We start from the raw sequence: 16,381 nt of genomic DNA, 5'->3' as shown, positions 1-16,381 counted from the left end.
TGATCGGCGCCATAGGTTCGCCAGCCCAAAACAGCAGGCAGATCCTGCATCCAAGGGCCGAGCAGGCGCTGAAAGATGAAGTCGAGAACCTCAGTACCGGCGCGGGCGCCCGGGGGTCACCGCGTTCCGGGTTGCCGCCAGCGCAGCAGACAGTGCCCGGTCGACATCCCCCCGCCGAACGAGGTCAGCAACACGAGATCGCCGTCGTCCAACGCGCCCTCCCGGTGCGCGGCATCCAGCGTCACCGGCACAGAAGCGCTGCCGACATTGCCGTAACGCTCCACGGTCCGGTGCAAGCGCGCGTTGGGGAATCCGGACAGCTTGTCGAGTTCGTCGAGCATCGCGCCGTTGGGCTGGTGCGGGACGATGTGGCCGACCTCCGTCGGCGGGACGCCCGCCTCCCGCACCAAGTGACCAAGCGCCGCCGGCACGTGTTCGAGGACGAATTCCCGTACGAGGCGGCCCTCCATCCGGAAGAAGTGGCCGCCGTCGGCCACCGTCTCGTGCGAGGCCGGACGGCGGGTTCCGCCCGCCTCGACGCGGATCAGCCCCTGGAGGTCGCCGTGCGCCGCCAGGTCGATGCGCTGGATGCCGTAGCCCTCGCCCACCTCCCCGACGACCGCCGCGCCGGCGCCGTCGCCGAGGAGTACGGCGGTCCGGCGGTCGCCGAAGTCCAGCGACCGGGAGTACAGGTCGGCGGCGACGACGAGCACGCGTCGGCCGGGGTCCACGGCGATCAGGCCCTCGGCGAGGGCCAGTGCGTAGACGAAGCCGCTGCACACGGCGTTCACGTCGAACGCGGCGGCGCGGCGGGCGCCCAGCAGGTTCTGGACGAGGCATGCCGTCGCCGGTTGCGGGGAGTCCGGTGTGGACGTCGACACGATGATCGTGCCGATCTCGTCGGGGGTCAGCCCCGCCGAGGCCAGTGCGGCGCGCGCGGCGCGGGCCGCGAGGTCGGAGGTCGCCTCGTCGTCGGCCGCGAAGCGCCGTGTCTCGATCTTCGTCTTGCTGAGGATCCACTCCTCGGTGACGCCGACGCGCTGCGCGATGTCCGCGCTGGAGACCTCGTTCTCCGGCAGATACGAACCAATTCCCAGGATGCCTACCGGCATGCCGATCTCCTTGTGAACAGTCGGGGCTCGCACGGACCGTCAGCGGTCACGTCCGGTAGGTGTGGAAGCCGGTCCCGGTCTTCTTGCCGAGCAGCCCGGCCTCGACCATGCGCGACAGCAGCGGGGGCGGGGCGTGGAGCGGTTCCTTGTACTCCTCGTACAGGCTGCTGGCGACCTCGGCGATGACGTCGAGGCCGATGAGGTCGATCAGCGCCAGCGGTCCCATCGGGTGTCCGCAGCCGCCCATCATGGCCCGGTCGATGTCGGCGGCCGAGGCGGCGTTCATCTCGACCATGCGGACGGCGGACAGCAGGTACGGCACCAGCAGGGTGTTCACCAGGAAGCCCGCGCGGTCGGGCGCGTGGATCACCTGCTTGCCGAGCGCGTCGCCGAGGAACTCCTCGGCCCGCCGTACCGTTTCGTCGTCGGTCAGCAGGGTGGGGATCAGCTCGGCCAGTGGCATGGTCGGTGCCGGGTTGAACAGGTGGGTGCCGATGACCTTGGCGGGCCGTGCGGTGGCGCGGGCCAGGCGGGTGATCGGGATCGAGGAGGTGACCGAGGCGAGTATGGCGTCGTCGTCGGTGACGATCCGGTCCAGCGCGGTGAAGATCTCCCGTTTGAGGGGTTCTTGTTCCGGCGCGCACTCCACCACGATCCGGCAGTCGTGGAGCGCGCCGAGGTCCGTGGTGAACGAGGTGCGGGACAGTGCTTCCTTGCGGTCCGCCTCGGTCGTGCGGCCCTTGCGCACGGCGCGGTCCAGTGATCGGGCGAGGCGTTCGCGCGCGTCGTCGGTCGAGGTCTCGCGGCGTCCGAAGACGACGACGTCCAGGCCCCGGACCGCGCAGAGTTCGGCGACGCCGGTGCCCATCACCCCGCAGCCCACCACGCCGACGCGGCCCAGCCACTGCGGCGTGTTCATCGGGCACCGGCCGCGGTGGCCCGCTGGAACAGGGTGATGCGGTCCTCGCCGATGGCGGCGCGCCGCTCCGGGTCGGTGACGCCCATGCCGTACTCGGGTGCGAGGCAGAGCACACCGACCTTCCCGGCGTGCGCGTTGGTCTGGACCAGTCGGGCGGCTTCGCCGACCGCCTCCAGCGGATGGACCTCGCTCAGCGCCGGCTGGATCCTGCCGAGCGACAGGAGCCGGTTGCACTCGGTGTGTTCCTGGAGGTTGGCCGCGTGGCTGCCGACGATCCGCTTGAGCCGCATCCACAGGTAGCGGTTGTCGAAGGTGTGGTCGTAGCCGCTGCTCGATCCGCAGGTGACGACCGTGCCGCCGCGGCGGACCACGAAGACGGAGATCCCGAACGTCGAGCGGCCCACGTGGTCGAAGGCGATGTGCGGGTCCTCGCCGACCTCCCGCCGGATGATCGACCCGAGCCGCTTGCCGATCTCGATGGTCTGCTCGGGGGTGGGCCGGCCGTCCGCCGGCATGCCCAGCTCGTGCCGGTCGATCACGACATCGCAGCCGAGCCTGCGCACCAGGTCGGCCTTCTCCGGCGAACTGACCACGCCGACGGCGACGCCACCGCCGTTGCGCACGAGCTGCACCGCGTACGCGCCCAGGCCGCCGGCGGCGCCCCAGATCAGCACCACGTCGCCCTGTTTCATCCGCGCGCCGCGGTCGCTGACCAGCATCCGGTAGGCGGTGCCGGCGCACAGCGGGTTGCTGGCCGCCTCCTCCCACGTCAGGTGCGCCGGCTTGGGCGCCAGCTGGGTCGCGCGCACCACCGCGTAGTGCGCGAGCCCGCCGAAATTGGTCTCGAACCCCCATGCCCGCTGTTCCTCGCCGAGAATCCCGTCGGCGTGCGCGATGGGTTCCTCGCTGTCCACGTGCATCGGGCTGGTCACCACGTGATCGCCGGCCCGCCACCGGCGGACGCCTGACCCGGTCCGGACCACCACACCCGCCGCGTCCGACCCGACCACGTGGTACGGCTGGTCGTGCCGGGCCTCCCAGCCGCCCCGGCGGGCGAGCTGGCGCAGGAACCTGAACGTCGGGATCGGCTCGAACATCGCCGACCAGACCGTGTTGTAGTTGATCGCGCTGGCCATCACCGCGACGAGCACCTCGTCCGGCGCGAGTTCGGGCATCGGCACCCGGCCGACCCGCAGCGATTTGCGTACGTCCTTGTCGGCGACGTCGCGGAACATGTCGACGTCCTCGGCGCGCAGATGTGCGGCGAGGTACTCGGGCGGTGGCGCGATGCGCTCCAGCTCCTCCGGCGAGGCACCGGCCAGCACAGCCTCGGATAGCGGGTCCATAGCGTCCTTTTCGGAGTCGGCTAGATGAGAACGAGCGAGGGCCGTTTGCCCCAGAGCGCGAGGCTGTAGTCCTCCAGCGCGGTCGGCGCGTGGAAGGAGACATGGCGGCTGCCGACGGCGAGGTCACGCCAGTAGCGCTGGAGCGGATTCGCCAGCGCGAAGCCACGCGCACCGCTGATGTCGAGCAGCTTCTCCATGCCCTCGCGTGCGAGCCGCACCGACGAGGAGGCGTGCATCCTGAGCTCGGCCCGTTCCAGCCACTCGACAGGTTCCTCGTACCCGACGCCGTCGAGCCGGCTCGCGGCGTGCATCAGGTGCAGCATGCTGCTGTCGATCAGGTGTGCCGCCTCGGCGAACCACAGGCGGATACCCGGTGACTCCATGGCGGCGGCGCCCCTGAAGTCGGTCGGCTTGTCCGTCTCGGCCGGGTCCTTCGAGAACTTCTCCCGGACGACGTCGAGCGCGCCCCGGGCCGCGCCGACCAGCGCCGCGAGGGTCGTCAGGCTGGCCCGGACGAAGTACGACGGCCGCTCGTCCTCGTCGCTGGCGTACACCTCGGAGACGATGAACTGCCGGGTCCGGTGTTCCGGCACGAACACGTTGTCGAGAACGATCGTGTGCGTTCCCGTGCCGCTCATGCCGGACATGTTCCACGTCCGTTCGACCGTCACGTCGCTCAGCGGCAGCACACAGCTCAGCACGCGGTCCTCGTCGCCGGCCTTGAACACCAGCGAGGTCACCAGCGCCCAGTCGGAGATCTCGGCTCCCGTCGCGAAGCGGCAGTGCCCCGAGACCAGGAAGCCGCCCTCGGTCGGCGTCACCGTGGCCGTGGTCAGGTCCACGGCGGTGGACAGCATCAACGTGTCCGGCCGGCCGTCGAAGACTTCCGCCATCGCCGCCTCCGAGACGATGTGGACGAGCATCGTCGACGCCGCTTCGGCCGCGAGGACCCACCCCGCCGACGCGCATCCCCTGGCCACCGCCGCGATGACTTCCACCTGGGCGGACAGGCTGAGGTCGTGGCCGCCGAACTTCGCCGGGGTCGTCAGCCGGAAGAAGCCCGCGTCGCGCAGCGCCGTCACGACCTCGGGCGCGAGGGTGCGCTCGCGCTCCGAGGTCTCGGAGTGGGAGCGCAGGAACGGGGTCAGTTCATGTGCCTTCGCGACCAGTTCGTCCGAGGCGGTCGGCCCCGGGGCGCCGGAGTCTGCGGTCATGGTGTCTTCTCCTCGGAAGGTGTCGGAGTCAGAACGTGGTCTGCTTGAACCCGTGCCGGCGGGCCAGCGCGAGGATGTCGTGCGCCTGGGACCGGGTGACCGGGCCGCCGAACTGTTCGGGAGCGGCGCCGGACAGCCCCAGCACGACCGCCTCGGCCATCCCCGCGAACAGCTCTCCGTCGCCGAGGCCGCCCCGTGCGCCGGCGGGCAGGCCGGCCCCGCCGGGCGCTGCCAGGATGCCGCTGCGGACGTAGCGGATGCCGTCGCGGAGCAGTGCGGCGCTGTCCACGGTGCTCGCCGGTACGGCCACGTCGCACACGACGGCGCCCGCGCGGAGGTGCTTGCCGGTCAGGGCCGGTGTCGGACTCGTCACCGCCGACAGCACCAGGTGGCCTTCCGCGAGCGCGGAGAGGTCGTCGGTGATCGCGACGTAAGGATCGGTTCCGTACCGGTCCTGGAGGTACCGGGTGATGAGTTCGCCGCTGGGTTCGTCGCCGGGACGCTGTTCGCGCAGCCAGCCGTCGATCAGTGGTTCTTTCCCCAACAACGCGGGAATGCCGGTCAGTTCACCGCCCTCGGCGATGCGTGACCAGGCTTCCTGGTAGACCCGGTGCGCTGCGGCGCGCAGCCGCTGTTCGCTGCCGTCACGGCCGCTGCCCACGAGAACGATCTTCGACACGTCCTCCGCCGCCAGTGCCGCGCAGGTGGAGCCGACGCGTCCGGCTCCGCCGAGCACCGCCAGGGTGAGCCCTTGCCGTTCCTCGGCGGCGGCCGTCAGGTCCCGCAGCGCGGTCGCGGCGGTGAGCGCCAGGCCGGAGGTGAACGTGATCCCGGGGACGCGGGCGGTGGCCGTCCCGGCTTGGAAGCCGATCCCGGCGATCTCGCAGCCGAGGTCCCTGATGATGCGCGCGTACGCCTCGACGTCCTGCCGGATCTCGTCGTGCCGTCCCTGCCGGATGCGCTCGGCCATCCGCTGCGAGGTGACGGCCAGCGGGTACACGGTGAGCTCCACCGACGTGCCGAGCGGGGAGTCGATGCGGGTCGGGGGCAGGGGTGGCATCGCCCTGAGCGGTTCGAGCCTGCGGCCGTACGTCTCCAGCTGGCGGTCGTCCAACTCGCCGAGCGAGGGGTCGAGTTCCCGCAGCGTGCCGGGGGTCAGCAGGTAGCTGATGACGGCGACCTTGCGCGCCGGGCGCTGGTCGTCCAGCTGGGCGGGCTGTTCGTCGGGTGTCGCCGTGAAGTCCCTGACCGCGACTGCCGGCCGCGTCTCCGGGGAGATCACCGGGTGGACGAGGTGCAGCGCGTCCTGGCTGCGCAGTACCTCGCAGAGTTCGGTGAGCGCTTCTTCGAGCTGGGCGATCTCGGCGTCGCCGAGGTAGATCGACGGTTCGATGCGCAGCACGTTGGGTGCGCTGCCGGTCGGCAGCATGCGGATGCCGTGCACCCGCAGCAGGTAGCCCGCGACGAGTTGGCCGAAGGTGCCGGTCAGCGTGTGCTGCCTGATGATCGCCGACGTCGCGGTGTACTGCGGGGTGAACTCGAGTCCGAGCAGCAGCCCGCGGCCTCGGACATCGGCGATGACATCCGGGTACGTATCGGCGAGACCGCGCAGCATGTGCAGCAGGCGTTCGCCCCGCTCGGCGGCGCGCTCGTAGGCTTTCCCGCCGTCCGCCTCCAGGATTTGCAGCGTCTTGAGGGCGATGGCGGTGGAGAAGCCGTCCCGGCCGAACGTCGAGCTGTGGATGAACTCGAATTCCTTGCGGTACAGCGACGCGCGGACCAGGGTCGCCGACACCTTCGCGAGCCCCCCGCCCAGTGACTTGGACAAGGTGATGTAGTCGCCGCGGAAACCGTTGAGCGAGCCCGCGAAGAACGCTCCGCACCGGCCCATTCCGCTCTGGATCTCGTCGACGACGACGGGGCAGCCGATGTCGTCGCAGATCTCCCGTACGGCGGTGGCGAACTCCTCGGTGAGGACGTGGATGCCGCCCTCGCTCTGGACCGGTTCCACGATGAGGGCGGCGAAGACCGGGAAGTCCCGTTCGACGATGTCGATGCAGCCGTCGCGGGCCACGACGTCGAACACCGTGACCCGTTCCTCGTCGGCGATCGTGCGCAGGACGTCCGGCCGGTCGGGCGGTACGAACCGGGTGGCGCGACCGAGCGTCGCGAACGGCGCGCGGTAGGCGGGGCCGTGGGTCAGCTGGACGCTGCCGACGAGCTTGCCGTGGAAACTCCGCTCCAGGGCGAAGAAGACCGGGGGCCTGCCGAGCTTCTCCCGGTTGCCGGCGAGCAGTTCGGCGAGGACGCTCTCGAATTCCTCGACGGTGGTGGGCACCGGGTGACCTGGAGGGAGCGACGGCAGTCCGTCCGGCAGCCGGACCGCTCCACTGCGGACGGCGGCGATCGCGTCGCCCGCGTTGCACTCGATCTCCTCCAGCAGCCGCGTCGCCCGGTGCAGCCGGTCGAACTCCGCGTGCTTGACCGCTCCCTCGACCGCCTCCGCGCCGGAGTTGGCGAGGAATATCAGATAGTCCTCCGCGCCGGGGAATTCACGGTGAATGATCTCGTTGAGCAGACGCCCGACCTCGTCGGCGCCTGTGTGCACGGACATCTGGGTGTGGACGGGGGAATCGGCGTCCAGGAATCTCTTCGCCTCGGCCACGAGGTCCGGATGATTGTGTCCGAGAATGAGCGATCCGACTCCGCTCAGGAGGTCCAGCACAGCGACCTCTGTTCCGTCGCTCGCCCGATAGAAAAGTGTGTCGCCTTTCGCCCGGACGTACTCGACGTCGGTCCCGAAGGCGCCGAGCAGTTCGGTCAGGCTCGAGTCGGAGAAACGGATCGGACCTGCCACGATGGCTCCTCACGTGCGTCTCGTCCCGCGACCGGTCTCCGGTCCTCGGTGCCTTGGCATCGTCCGTGGCCCGGTGAAGCCCTCGCAATAGTGGGTTCGGGAAGCGCGACCCGTAACGCGCGCCCGTGTTACGGGTCGTGTTTCCCAAAACCCTGATTGCCCCGGAGCCGGGAGAACACCACGCTCATCGTGGGTCAGTCTCGCCGGGACACGGGAAAAGGATCGGCCATCGATGGAAAAACGGGAAAAGCTCCTCGACTATCTCAAGTGGGTCACCGCCGACCTGCACCGGGCCGAAGCGCGGATAGCGGAGCTGGAGTCTCTCCCCCGTGAGCCGATCGCGATCATCGGGATGAGCTGCCGGTACCCGGGCGGCGTGACGTCGCCCGAGGAACTGTGGCACCTCGTCACGAACGGCGTCGACGCCATCGGTGAGCTGCCGTCGGACCGGGGCTGGGACGTCCAGGGCAGCTACGACTCCGACCCCGACACACCGGGCAAGTTCTACAACCGCGGCGGCGGCTTCCTCGCCGACGTCAAGGGGTTCGACGCGGCGTTCTTCGGGACGTCCCCCCGCGAGGCGCTCGCGATGGACCCCCAGCACCGCCTGCTGCTCGAGACCAGCTGGGAGGCGATCGAGCGGGCCGGGATCGATCCCCGCTCGCTGCGCGGCAGCGACACCGGCGTGTTCGGAGGCGTGCTCTACAACGGCTACGGAGCCGGCGTCGACGACCCCGGGCTGGGCATCGAGGGCTATCTCATGACCGGCACGTCATCGAGCGTGGCGATCGGCCGCATCTCCTACACGCTCGGGCTACAGGGGCCCGCGGTCACGCTGGACACCGCGTGCTCGTCCTCCCCGGTCGCGCTGCACCTGGCCGCTCAGTCCCTGCTGCGCGACGAGTCCTCCCTGGCGCTGGCCGGCGGTGCGATGGTGATGGCCAACCCGGCCTTCTTCGTCGAGTTCAGCCGCCAGCGCGGCCTGTCTCCGGACGGGCGGTGCAAGGCGTTCTCCAGCGCGGCCGACGGCATGGGCTTCGCCGAGGGCGTGGGGATGGTCCTGCTGGAGCGGCTGTCGAACGCCCGGCGCAACGGGCATCCGGTGCTCGCGGTGATCCGCGGTTCGGCCATGAACCAGGACGGCGCGTCCAACGGGCTGACCGCACCGAACGGCACGGCGCAGCAACGGGTGATCCGGCAGGCGCTGGCCAACGCCGGCCTGACGCCCTCGGACATCGACCTCGTCGAGGCGCACGGCACCGGAACCCGGCTGGGCGACCCGATCGAGGCGCAGGCGCTGCTCGCGACCTACGGTCAGGCGCACACCCCGCAGCGGCCCGTCCGGCTGGGGACCCTGAAGTCGAACATCGGCCACGCCCAGACGGCGGCCGGTGTGGGCGGTGTGATCAAGACGGTCATGGCGCTGCGGCACGGGGTCATGCCGCGCACCCTGCACGCCGACGAACCCACCTCCGACGTCGACTGGTCGGCGGGCACGGTCGAGCTGCTCACCGAGGCACTGCCCTGGCCGGACGCCGGCCGGCCCCGCCGCGCCGCCGTGTCGGCCTTCGGCGTGAGCGGCACCAACACGCACATCGTCCTCGAACAGGCACCCGAGGACGAACCGGCCCCCGCCGACACCGGCCGCACGCTGCCGGTCGTTCCGTGGCTGTTGTCCGCGCGCACTCCCGAGGCCCTGCGCGCACAGGCCGCCCGGCTGGTGTCCTTCGTGGAGTCCTCGGGCGAGGTCGAGGCCCGTGACGTCGCGTACTCGCTGGCGACGGGTCGGACCGCCTTCCCGCACCGGGCCGCCGTGCTCGGCAAGGATGTCGGCGAACTCGTCGCAGGCGTACGGGCCGTCGCCGACGGCGGTCCCGGCGCCACGACGCTGCACGGAGTGGCCGGTGAAGGCCAGACGGCGTTCCTGTTCACCGGGCAGGGGGCGCAGCAGGCCGGGATGGGCCGTGAACTCGCCGAGACCTTCCCGGTGTTCGCCTCCGCCTTCGAGGAGGTGTGCGACGGCTTCGCCGGACTGCTGCCGGGGTCGTTGAAGGACGTGGTGTTCGGGGGCGCGGGCCTGGACCGCACCGAGTGGACGCAGCCGGCGCTGTTCGCGTACGAGGTGGCGCTGTTCCGGCTGCTCGCGTCCTGGGGTGTCACCCCGGACTACGTGACCGGCCACTCGGTCGGTGAGCTCACCGCGGCGCACGTCGCGGGAGTGCTCGCCCTGCCGGACGCGTGTGCGCTGGTCGCAGCGCGGGCCCGGCTGATGCAGGCGCTTCCCGAGGGCGGCGCGATGCTCGCCGTCCAGGCCGCCGAGGACGAGGTGCTGCCGCTGCTGGCCGGGCGCGGGGCGGAGGTGGGGATCGCGGCGGTGAACGGCCCCCGGTCCGTCGTGCTCTCCGGCAGCGGGGACGCCGTGTCCTCGCTCGCGCGCACGCTGTCCGACCGGGGACACAAGGTGAGCCGGCTGAAGGTGAGTCACGCCTTCCACTCGCCGCTGATGGAACCGATGCTGGACGAGTTCGCGGAGGTCGCGGGCCGGCTCGCGTTCGGGACACCGGCGGTCCGCATGGCCGCGCCGGCGAGTGAGGTGTCCACGCCGGACTACTGGATCGGGCACGTGCGGCGGCCGGTCAGGTTCGCCGATCAGGTGCGCCGGCTGCGCGATCAGGGCGTGACCCGGTTCGTCGAGGTCGGGCCGGACGGTGTCCTGGCCGCGATGGGCCGGGAGTGCGTGGACGCGGGGTTCGTCGCACTGCAACGGCGCGGTCGGCCGGAGGTGCGGACGCTGCTCACCGGGCTCGCCCAGGCGCACGTCCTCGGCACCGGGATCGACTGGCGCGCGGTGTTCGCCGGTACCGGCTCGCGCCGGATCGACCTGCCGACGTACCCCTTCCAGCGCAGGCCGTACTGGCTCGCCCCGGCGCAGGCCGGTACGTCTTCCCCGGTGGCGGGGACGTCCGAGTGGGGGTACGAGGACCGGTGGCGCCCCTGGGAGGCGCCCGCTGCCAGGGAGGACGGGACCTTGCTGGTGGTCGTCCCCACGGGTGTGCCTGCGGAGTGGAAGGAGATGGTGGCGTCGGGGCTGGGAGCGGCGGTGCCGGTCGAGGTGGATCCGGCCGGTGGTGAACAGGCTGTTGTGGACGCGGTGGCCGGTGCGCAGGTACGCGAGGTGACCGCCGTCGTTTCGCTGCTGGCCCTCGGGGACGGTGTCGCCGGGTCCGTGCCGGTGGGGCTGGCGGGCACGGTGTGGCTGGTGCGGGCCCTTGCCGGGGCAGGGGTGACGGCACCCCTGTGGTGTCTGACCCGGGGTGCGGTCGCGGTCGGGACGGAGGACGAGGTGTGCTCGCCGGAGCAGACCGCGCTGTGGGGGCTGGGCCGGGCCACGGCGCTGGAGTTGCCGCACCGGTGGGGCGGGCTGGTCGACCTGCCCAAGCGGATCGACCAGGAGGTTGCCGGGCGGCTCCGGTCGGTGGTGTCCGGCGGGCCGGGAGGCGAGGACCAGGTCGCGATACGCCCGGCCGGAGTATTCGCGCGGCGGCTCGTGCGGTCGGCTCCGGGCGTCGGGCGCGGCGACCGCACGTGGGCGATGCGCGGAACGGTGCTGATCACCGGCGGGACGGGGGCGCTGGGGGCGCACATGGCGCGCTGGGCGGTGGCGCGGGGCGCCGAGCACGTCGTACTGGTGTCGCGTCGTGGCATGGCCGCCGACGGTGCGGCAGGCCTGCGGGCCCAGTTGGAAGAGGCGGGGGCGCGGGTGACGGTGGCCGCGTGCGATGCGGCGGACCGTGCGGGGCTGACGGCCGTACTCGCCGCGATCCCCGGCGAGTTCCCGTTGACGGCGGTGGTGCACGCGGCGGGAGTGGGCGACGGGGACGCCCCGGTGGGGGAGATCACCGCCGACGGGCTGGCGGGGCTGTGGCGGGCCAAGGCCGGCTCCGCGTGGCTCCTGCACGAGCTGACCGGAGAACTGGGCCTGGACCTGGAAGCGTTCGTGATGTTCTCGTCCGGCGCGTCCAGCTGGGGCAGCGCGGGCTCCCCCGGATACGCCGCCGCGAACGCGTTCCTGGACGGCCTCGCGGGCCACCGCCGCAGCCGGGGCCTGGCCGCCACCTCGATCGCCTGGGGCACCTGGAGCAGCGACGGCCTGGCCAGTGAGGAGTTGCTGGAACACCTCGCCCGCATCGGGCTGCGGCCGATGGACCCCGAGCCCGCGATCACCGCGCTCGAACAGGCGTTGCTCGATGGCCACACGCTGCTGACGGTCACCGACACCGACTGGCGGCGGTTCGTCCCGGCCTTCACCGCACACCGTCCCAGCCCCCTGCTGGCCGACCTGACGGAGGCCCGGGACACCTTCGCGGACGACGCGACCCCGCCCCTGCTCCAGCGGCTGGCCGGCCTGTCCCACGGCGAACAGCACCGGCAGCTCCTCCACCACACCCACACCGAACTCGCCGCGACCCTCGGCCACGACGACCTCACCGGCATCGACCCCGGCCACCCGTTCAAGGACCTCGGCCTCGACTCCCTCACCGCCGTCGAACTCAGCAACCGGCTGAGCACGGCGACCGGCGTACGCCTGTCCCCGAGTGCGCTGTTCGACCACGAGAACCTCACGACACTGGTCGAGCACCTGCACTCCGAGCTGATGGGCGGCTCGCTGGCCCCGGCACAGGCCGCCGTGGACTTCGACGCGGAGATCCGGCTCGCCGCCGACGTGGTCCCGCCCGCCGAGACGGCCCCCACGGACCCCGGCACCGTGTTCCTGACCGGCGCGACCGGGTTCGTCGGCGCCTTCCTGCTCAGGGACCTGATGCGGTCGACCGGGGCGAAGGTCCACTGTCTCGTCCGCGCCGAGGACGAGGCGACCGCGTTCGAGCGCCTGCGCGCCACTCTGACGGGGTACCGGCTCTGGGACGAGATCGACGCGAAGCGGCTCGCGGTCGTCGTCGGCGACCTCGCCCGGCCCGGCCTCGGTCTGGCGCCGGAGACGTCCGACGCGCTCGCCCGCACGGTCGACGTGATCTACCACGTCGGCGCCGACGTCAACTGGCTGAAGCCGTACTCGGCGTTGAAGGCGGCCAACGTCACCGGTACCGAGGAGGTGCTGAGGCTGGCCACCCGGTATCGCTCGGTGCCGGTGCACTACCTCTCGTCGACCGGTGTCTTCGCGCGCCGCGCGCCGCACGGTGGCGCGCTGGCACCGAACGACCCCTCGGGGCCGGGCTCGGAGCTGCCGACCGGATACACCCAGAGCAAGTACGTGGCGGAGCGGATGATCGACATCGCCAGGAGCCGCGGCCTGCCGGTGACGGTCTACCGGGCCGATGTCGTGTGCGGTGACCAGCTCAACGGGGCGTGCCAGACCCGTGACTTCATCTGGCTGAGTCTCAAGGGCGGCATCCAGGCGGGGGCGCTGCCGTCCAATGCCGACGCGCTGATCGGCATGGTCCCGGTGGACTACGTCACGGCGGCCATGGTGAGGCTCTCCCGGACCCGGTCGGCGGCCGGCCGGACGTTCCACCTCCAGAACCGCAAGCCGGCCGGTTTCCGGGAGATGGCGGCCCGGCTCCGCGCATCCGGCTACCGGCTCGACGACGTGCCCTGGGCCGACTTCGTGGCAGCCGTACGGGCCGACCGCGACAACGCGCTGTTCCCGGTCATCGATGTCTTCAGCGTGTTCATGAAGCTGGGCGAGGCGAGCCATGTCCCCGTCGACGTCGGCGGGACCGAACAGGCCCTCGCCGGATCCGGCATCACCTGCCCCGAGATCACACCCGAGCTGCTCGGACTGTATGCGCGCTTCTTCGCCGAGTCCGGCTATTTTCCCGCTTTTCCCGATGACGGAAGGAAATGACGAACGATGGAGACGAACGACGACGGCCGGTGGATCCGCCGGTTCGCCGCCGCTGAGGACGCGCCGTACCGGGTCGTGTGCTTTCCGCATGCCGGCGGTTCGGCCAGCTACTTCCTCCCGGTCGCCAAGGCGCTGGCTCCGGGGGCCGAGGTGCTGGCGATCCAGTACCCCGGCCGGCAGGACCGGCGGCACGAAGCCGGTGTCACGTCCCTCGTGGACCTCGCCGGGACGATCGCGTCGGTACTGCTGCCTCGGTGGCTCGACCGGCCCACCGTCCTCTTCGGCCACAGCATGGGCGCCAGCGTCGCCTTCGAGGTGGCCCGGCGGCTCGAACGGGCCGGTACGGTGCCCCTCGCCCTGTTCGTCTCCGGCCGGGTCGCCCCCACCCGTATCCGCCCGGAAACCGTGCACCTGCGCGACGACGCCGGGCTCCTCGCGGAGGTCAGGAAGCTCAGCGGCACGGATGAACGGGTCTTCGGCGACGACGAGTTGGTGCGGCTGTTCCTGCCGACGCTGCGGTCGGACTACACCGCCGTCGAGACCTACCGCTTCATACCGGGTCCGCTGCTCGACACACCGATCCACGCCCACCTCGGCGACACCGACCCCCGGGTGACCCCCGACGAGGCGGCCGACTGGCGCGAGCAGACGAACGGGCCGTTCACCCTGCGGACGTACACCGGCGGCCACTTCTACCTCAACGCCCATAGCGCGCAGGTCATCCAGGCGATCACCGAGGCCCTCGTCCCCGCGTCCCCGTACCGCGTCTAGTACAGCCGTCCTCAGCCGGGATCGCGGCCCGCCCATACGGCGAGGTCGGTCCGCGAGCGCAGGCCGAGTTTGCGGCGTACGCCGGTCAGCCGGTAGGCGACCGCGCGCGGTGAGATCCGCAGCCGCCGCGCGATCTGCACGTTGGTCAGCCCGTGCCCGACCAGCGTGAGCAGGTCGCGTTCCCCTTCGGCGAGAAGGGGACGTGCCGTCGGGTCGTCACCGGACTCCCCGCACGGCCGGACGTAGGCCACCAGGTCCTGGACCGTCGCCCGGGCCGCTGCCGCGCCGATCCGCTGGTTCTCCCGTACGTCGACCTCGCCGCGCGCACGCTCCAGGGTGGTCCTCACCAACCGGTCCCACCCCTGCCCGGGGCGCGGGACCACGGTGCGAAAACGGAGCGCCGCGCCGCCGATGTAGAGCCCCGGCGCCGCGTACCCGTCCCGTACGGCTTTGACGGCCAGGCCTTCCAGCATGAGACCGGCGGCCCAGGGAAGTCCCTCGGCCGCGTGGAGTCCTTCGACGAAACGCGCACGCGCGTGTTCGACGTCGCCCCGGACGACGGCCGCATGGCCGGCCAGGTGCAGGCCGAGCAGCAGCATCGGGCGGGGGCCCGACACCTTCAGTGACGCGACGGCTTTCGCGGCCAGGGCGCCGCTGCGGTGGGCGTCCCCGAGGGACAGGGCGTTGGCCGCCAGCCGGTACAGGCACGCGCCGACCTGTCCTTCCTGCCCGGCCGCGCGGTTCATGGCGAGGCTTTCCTCCAAATAGCGCCCGGCGCGGGCGAGTTCACCTGCCGAGGAGTACGCGGCACCGAGTTCGAGCAGCGCCCGGGCCCGCAGCGCCGGTGCGCGCGCGGCTTCGATGCCGTCCAGCGCGAACGCCAGGGCGCCGGCACTGTCACCGACCCAGCCGGCCAGCGCGGCACACTCCAGCAGCAGGGGGCCCGACCACGGGGAGTCCGGCGGGACCACGGTGCGCGCGGACCGTACGAGGTCGTAGTCGGACGGCCGGACCTGGCCGTGCCACAGCAGGCAGCGGCCGAGCGCGACGGCGAGGGGCCCCGTCCACTCGGGGCGGCGGTCGCTCCCCCAGCCGTAGGCGTCCAGCAGGGTCTCGCGGTCCGCCGCGACGCTGCCGTCCCGTTCCATGGCGCGGACGAGCGCGGCGACCCACCGGTCGCGTACGTCGGCGTCCTCGCCCTCGGCGGCGAGGGCGTCGCGGCCGAACCCGCGCACCACGTTCAGCTGGCGGTATCGCCCGTCGGCGACGGTGACGAGGGATTTCGCCGCGAGGCGGGCGACCAGGTCGCCGACGGCGGTGGCGGGGACGTCCTCGCCCGCGCAGACCAGCGTCGCGTCGGGGAGGTCGAACTCGGTGCCCAGCACGGACAGCCGCCGCAACACCGCCTGTTCGCTCCGGCCGAGCAGGAGGTAGCTCCGCCGGAGAGCCTCGCGCGGGCCCCGGCACCGGCCGGGCCCGCTCAGCAGGTCGAGTCCGTCGCCGAGCCGTTCGAGGATCTCGCCCGGCGTGAAGAACCCGGTTCTCCGCGCGGCGCACTCGATGGCCAGCGGCAGGCCGTCGAGGCGTGCGCACAGGCGGACCACGTCGTCCTCGTTGCCCGGGTCCAGGGCGAAGGAGGGATCGGCCCGCTCGACGAACAGGCGGACGGCGGCGGAGACGGGCGTGTCCCGGTCGGCCCGTCCGGCGGCCGGCAGCGGGCTCACCGGCACCGGCATCTCGTCGGCGAGGCGCACCGGTTCCCGGCTCGTGAGCAGGGTCGTCGCGTGGGGCCGCCGACCGGACACGTACTCGGCCAGCCCGGCGGCCAGGTCGAGGGCCTCGTCGCAGTTGTCCAGCAGGACCAGCGCGGGAAGCCGCCCGAGGCACAGCGCCCCGGCGAGGTCGGCGCGGGCCTCGGCCGGTTCCGTGACGGAGCCCAGGTCCAGGCGCCACACACCGCCCGGGTAGGACTGCCTGGTCCGGTGGGCGAGTTCGCGGGCCAGCCGGGACTTGCCCACGCCCGGCGGTCCCACGAACGTGAGGTGCCGGTGGCGCCGGAGCAGTTGTACCGCGTGCGCGATGTCGGTCTCGCGGCCGACGAAGCTGTCGGCCGTCGGCTGGAGGGCTCGGACGCTGCCGGTGCCGCCGACGACACCGAGCGCTGTCCGGTCGTGCTGGCGCCGGCGATGGGCGCGTTGCCTGCACGCGTTGGAGCAGTACGTCGCGGCCGGTCCCGGCCGTCCGGTGGGCAGGGGGCCGCCGCAGGACGAGCACCGCGACCAGGTCGGCGTCATCGCGG

General features: G+C 72.0%; 7 protein-coding genes and 1 pseudogene. 2 read left to right on the top strand and 6 right to left on the bottom strand.

Annotated features, from left to right (window positions below; all coding sequences use genetic code 11):
• Positions 1-116: 116 nt before the first annotated feature.
• From J8M50_RS41825 to J8M50_RS41805, 5 genes are read right to left on the bottom strand one after another with little or no spacing between them, the layout of a single operon-like run.
• A complete protein-coding gene (locus J8M50_RS41825; RefSeq protein ID WP_010352677.1) occupies positions 117-1,112 on the bottom strand; it encodes a 3-oxoacyl-ACP synthase III family protein in 996 nt (331 codons plus the stop codon).
• Between the two features lie 46 nt (positions 1,113-1,158).
• Positions 1,159-2,031 (bottom strand): 3-hydroxybutyryl-CoA dehydrogenase, encoded by an 873-nt coding sequence (locus tag J8M50_RS41820; protein ID WP_010352676.1) that lies wholly within the window; start codon positions 2,029-2,031, stop codon positions 1,159-1,161.
• Entirely contained in the window at positions 2,028-3,377 is a 1,350-nt protein-coding gene (gene ccrA / locus J8M50_RS41815; protein ID WP_010352675.1) for a crotonyl-CoA carboxylase/reductase, read from the bottom strand. Before ccrA ends, J8M50_RS41820 begins: the two co-directional genes overlap by 4 nt.
• Positions 3,378-3,397: 20 nt before the next feature.
• The gene (locus J8M50_RS41810; RefSeq protein ID WP_010352674.1) at positions 3,398-4,591 is read right to left on the bottom strand and encodes an acyl-CoA dehydrogenase family protein; all 1,194 of its coding nucleotides are present in this window, start codon (positions 4,589-4,591) and stop codon (positions 3,398-3,400) included.
• A 28-nt stretch (positions 4,592-4,619) separates the two neighbouring features.
• Positions 4,620-7,448 (bottom strand): aminotransferase class III-fold pyridoxal phosphate-dependent enzyme, encoded by a 2,829-nt coding sequence (locus J8M50_RS41805; protein WP_010352673.1) that lies wholly within the window; start codon positions 7,446-7,448, stop codon positions 4,620-4,622.
• A gap of 280 nt (positions 7,449-7,728) precedes the next feature.
• Here J8M50_RS41805 and J8M50_RS49905 point away from each other — a divergent pair.
• Positions 7,729-13,311 (top strand): annotated as a pseudogene (locus J8M50_RS49905) (thioester reductase domain-containing protein); the annotation flags it as partial.
• Positions 13,312-13,317: 6 nt separating this feature from the next.
• On the top strand, positions 13,318-14,082 hold the full coding sequence (locus J8M50_RS41780) for a thioesterase II family protein (protein WP_010352671.1): 765 nt from the start codon (positions 13,318-13,320) through the stop codon (positions 14,080-14,082).
• A gap of 11 nt (positions 14,083-14,093) precedes the next feature.
• On the opposite strand, the gene J8M50_RS41775 is transcribed toward J8M50_RS41780, so the two are convergent.
• Positions 14,094-16,376, bottom strand: a complete 2,283-nt coding sequence (locus tag J8M50_RS41775; protein WP_010352670.1) for an ATP-binding protein — start codon at positions 16,374-16,376, stop codon at positions 14,094-14,096.
• Positions 16,377-16,381: the final 5 nt, after the last annotated feature.

The sequence above is a fragment of the Streptomyces acidiscabies genome, assembly GCF_020010905.1.
Classification (GTDB): Bacteria; Actinomycetota; Actinomycetes; order Streptomycetales; family Streptomycetaceae; genus Streptomyces; species Streptomyces acidiscabies.
This window is presented reverse-complemented; position numbering and strand designations above follow the sequence as displayed.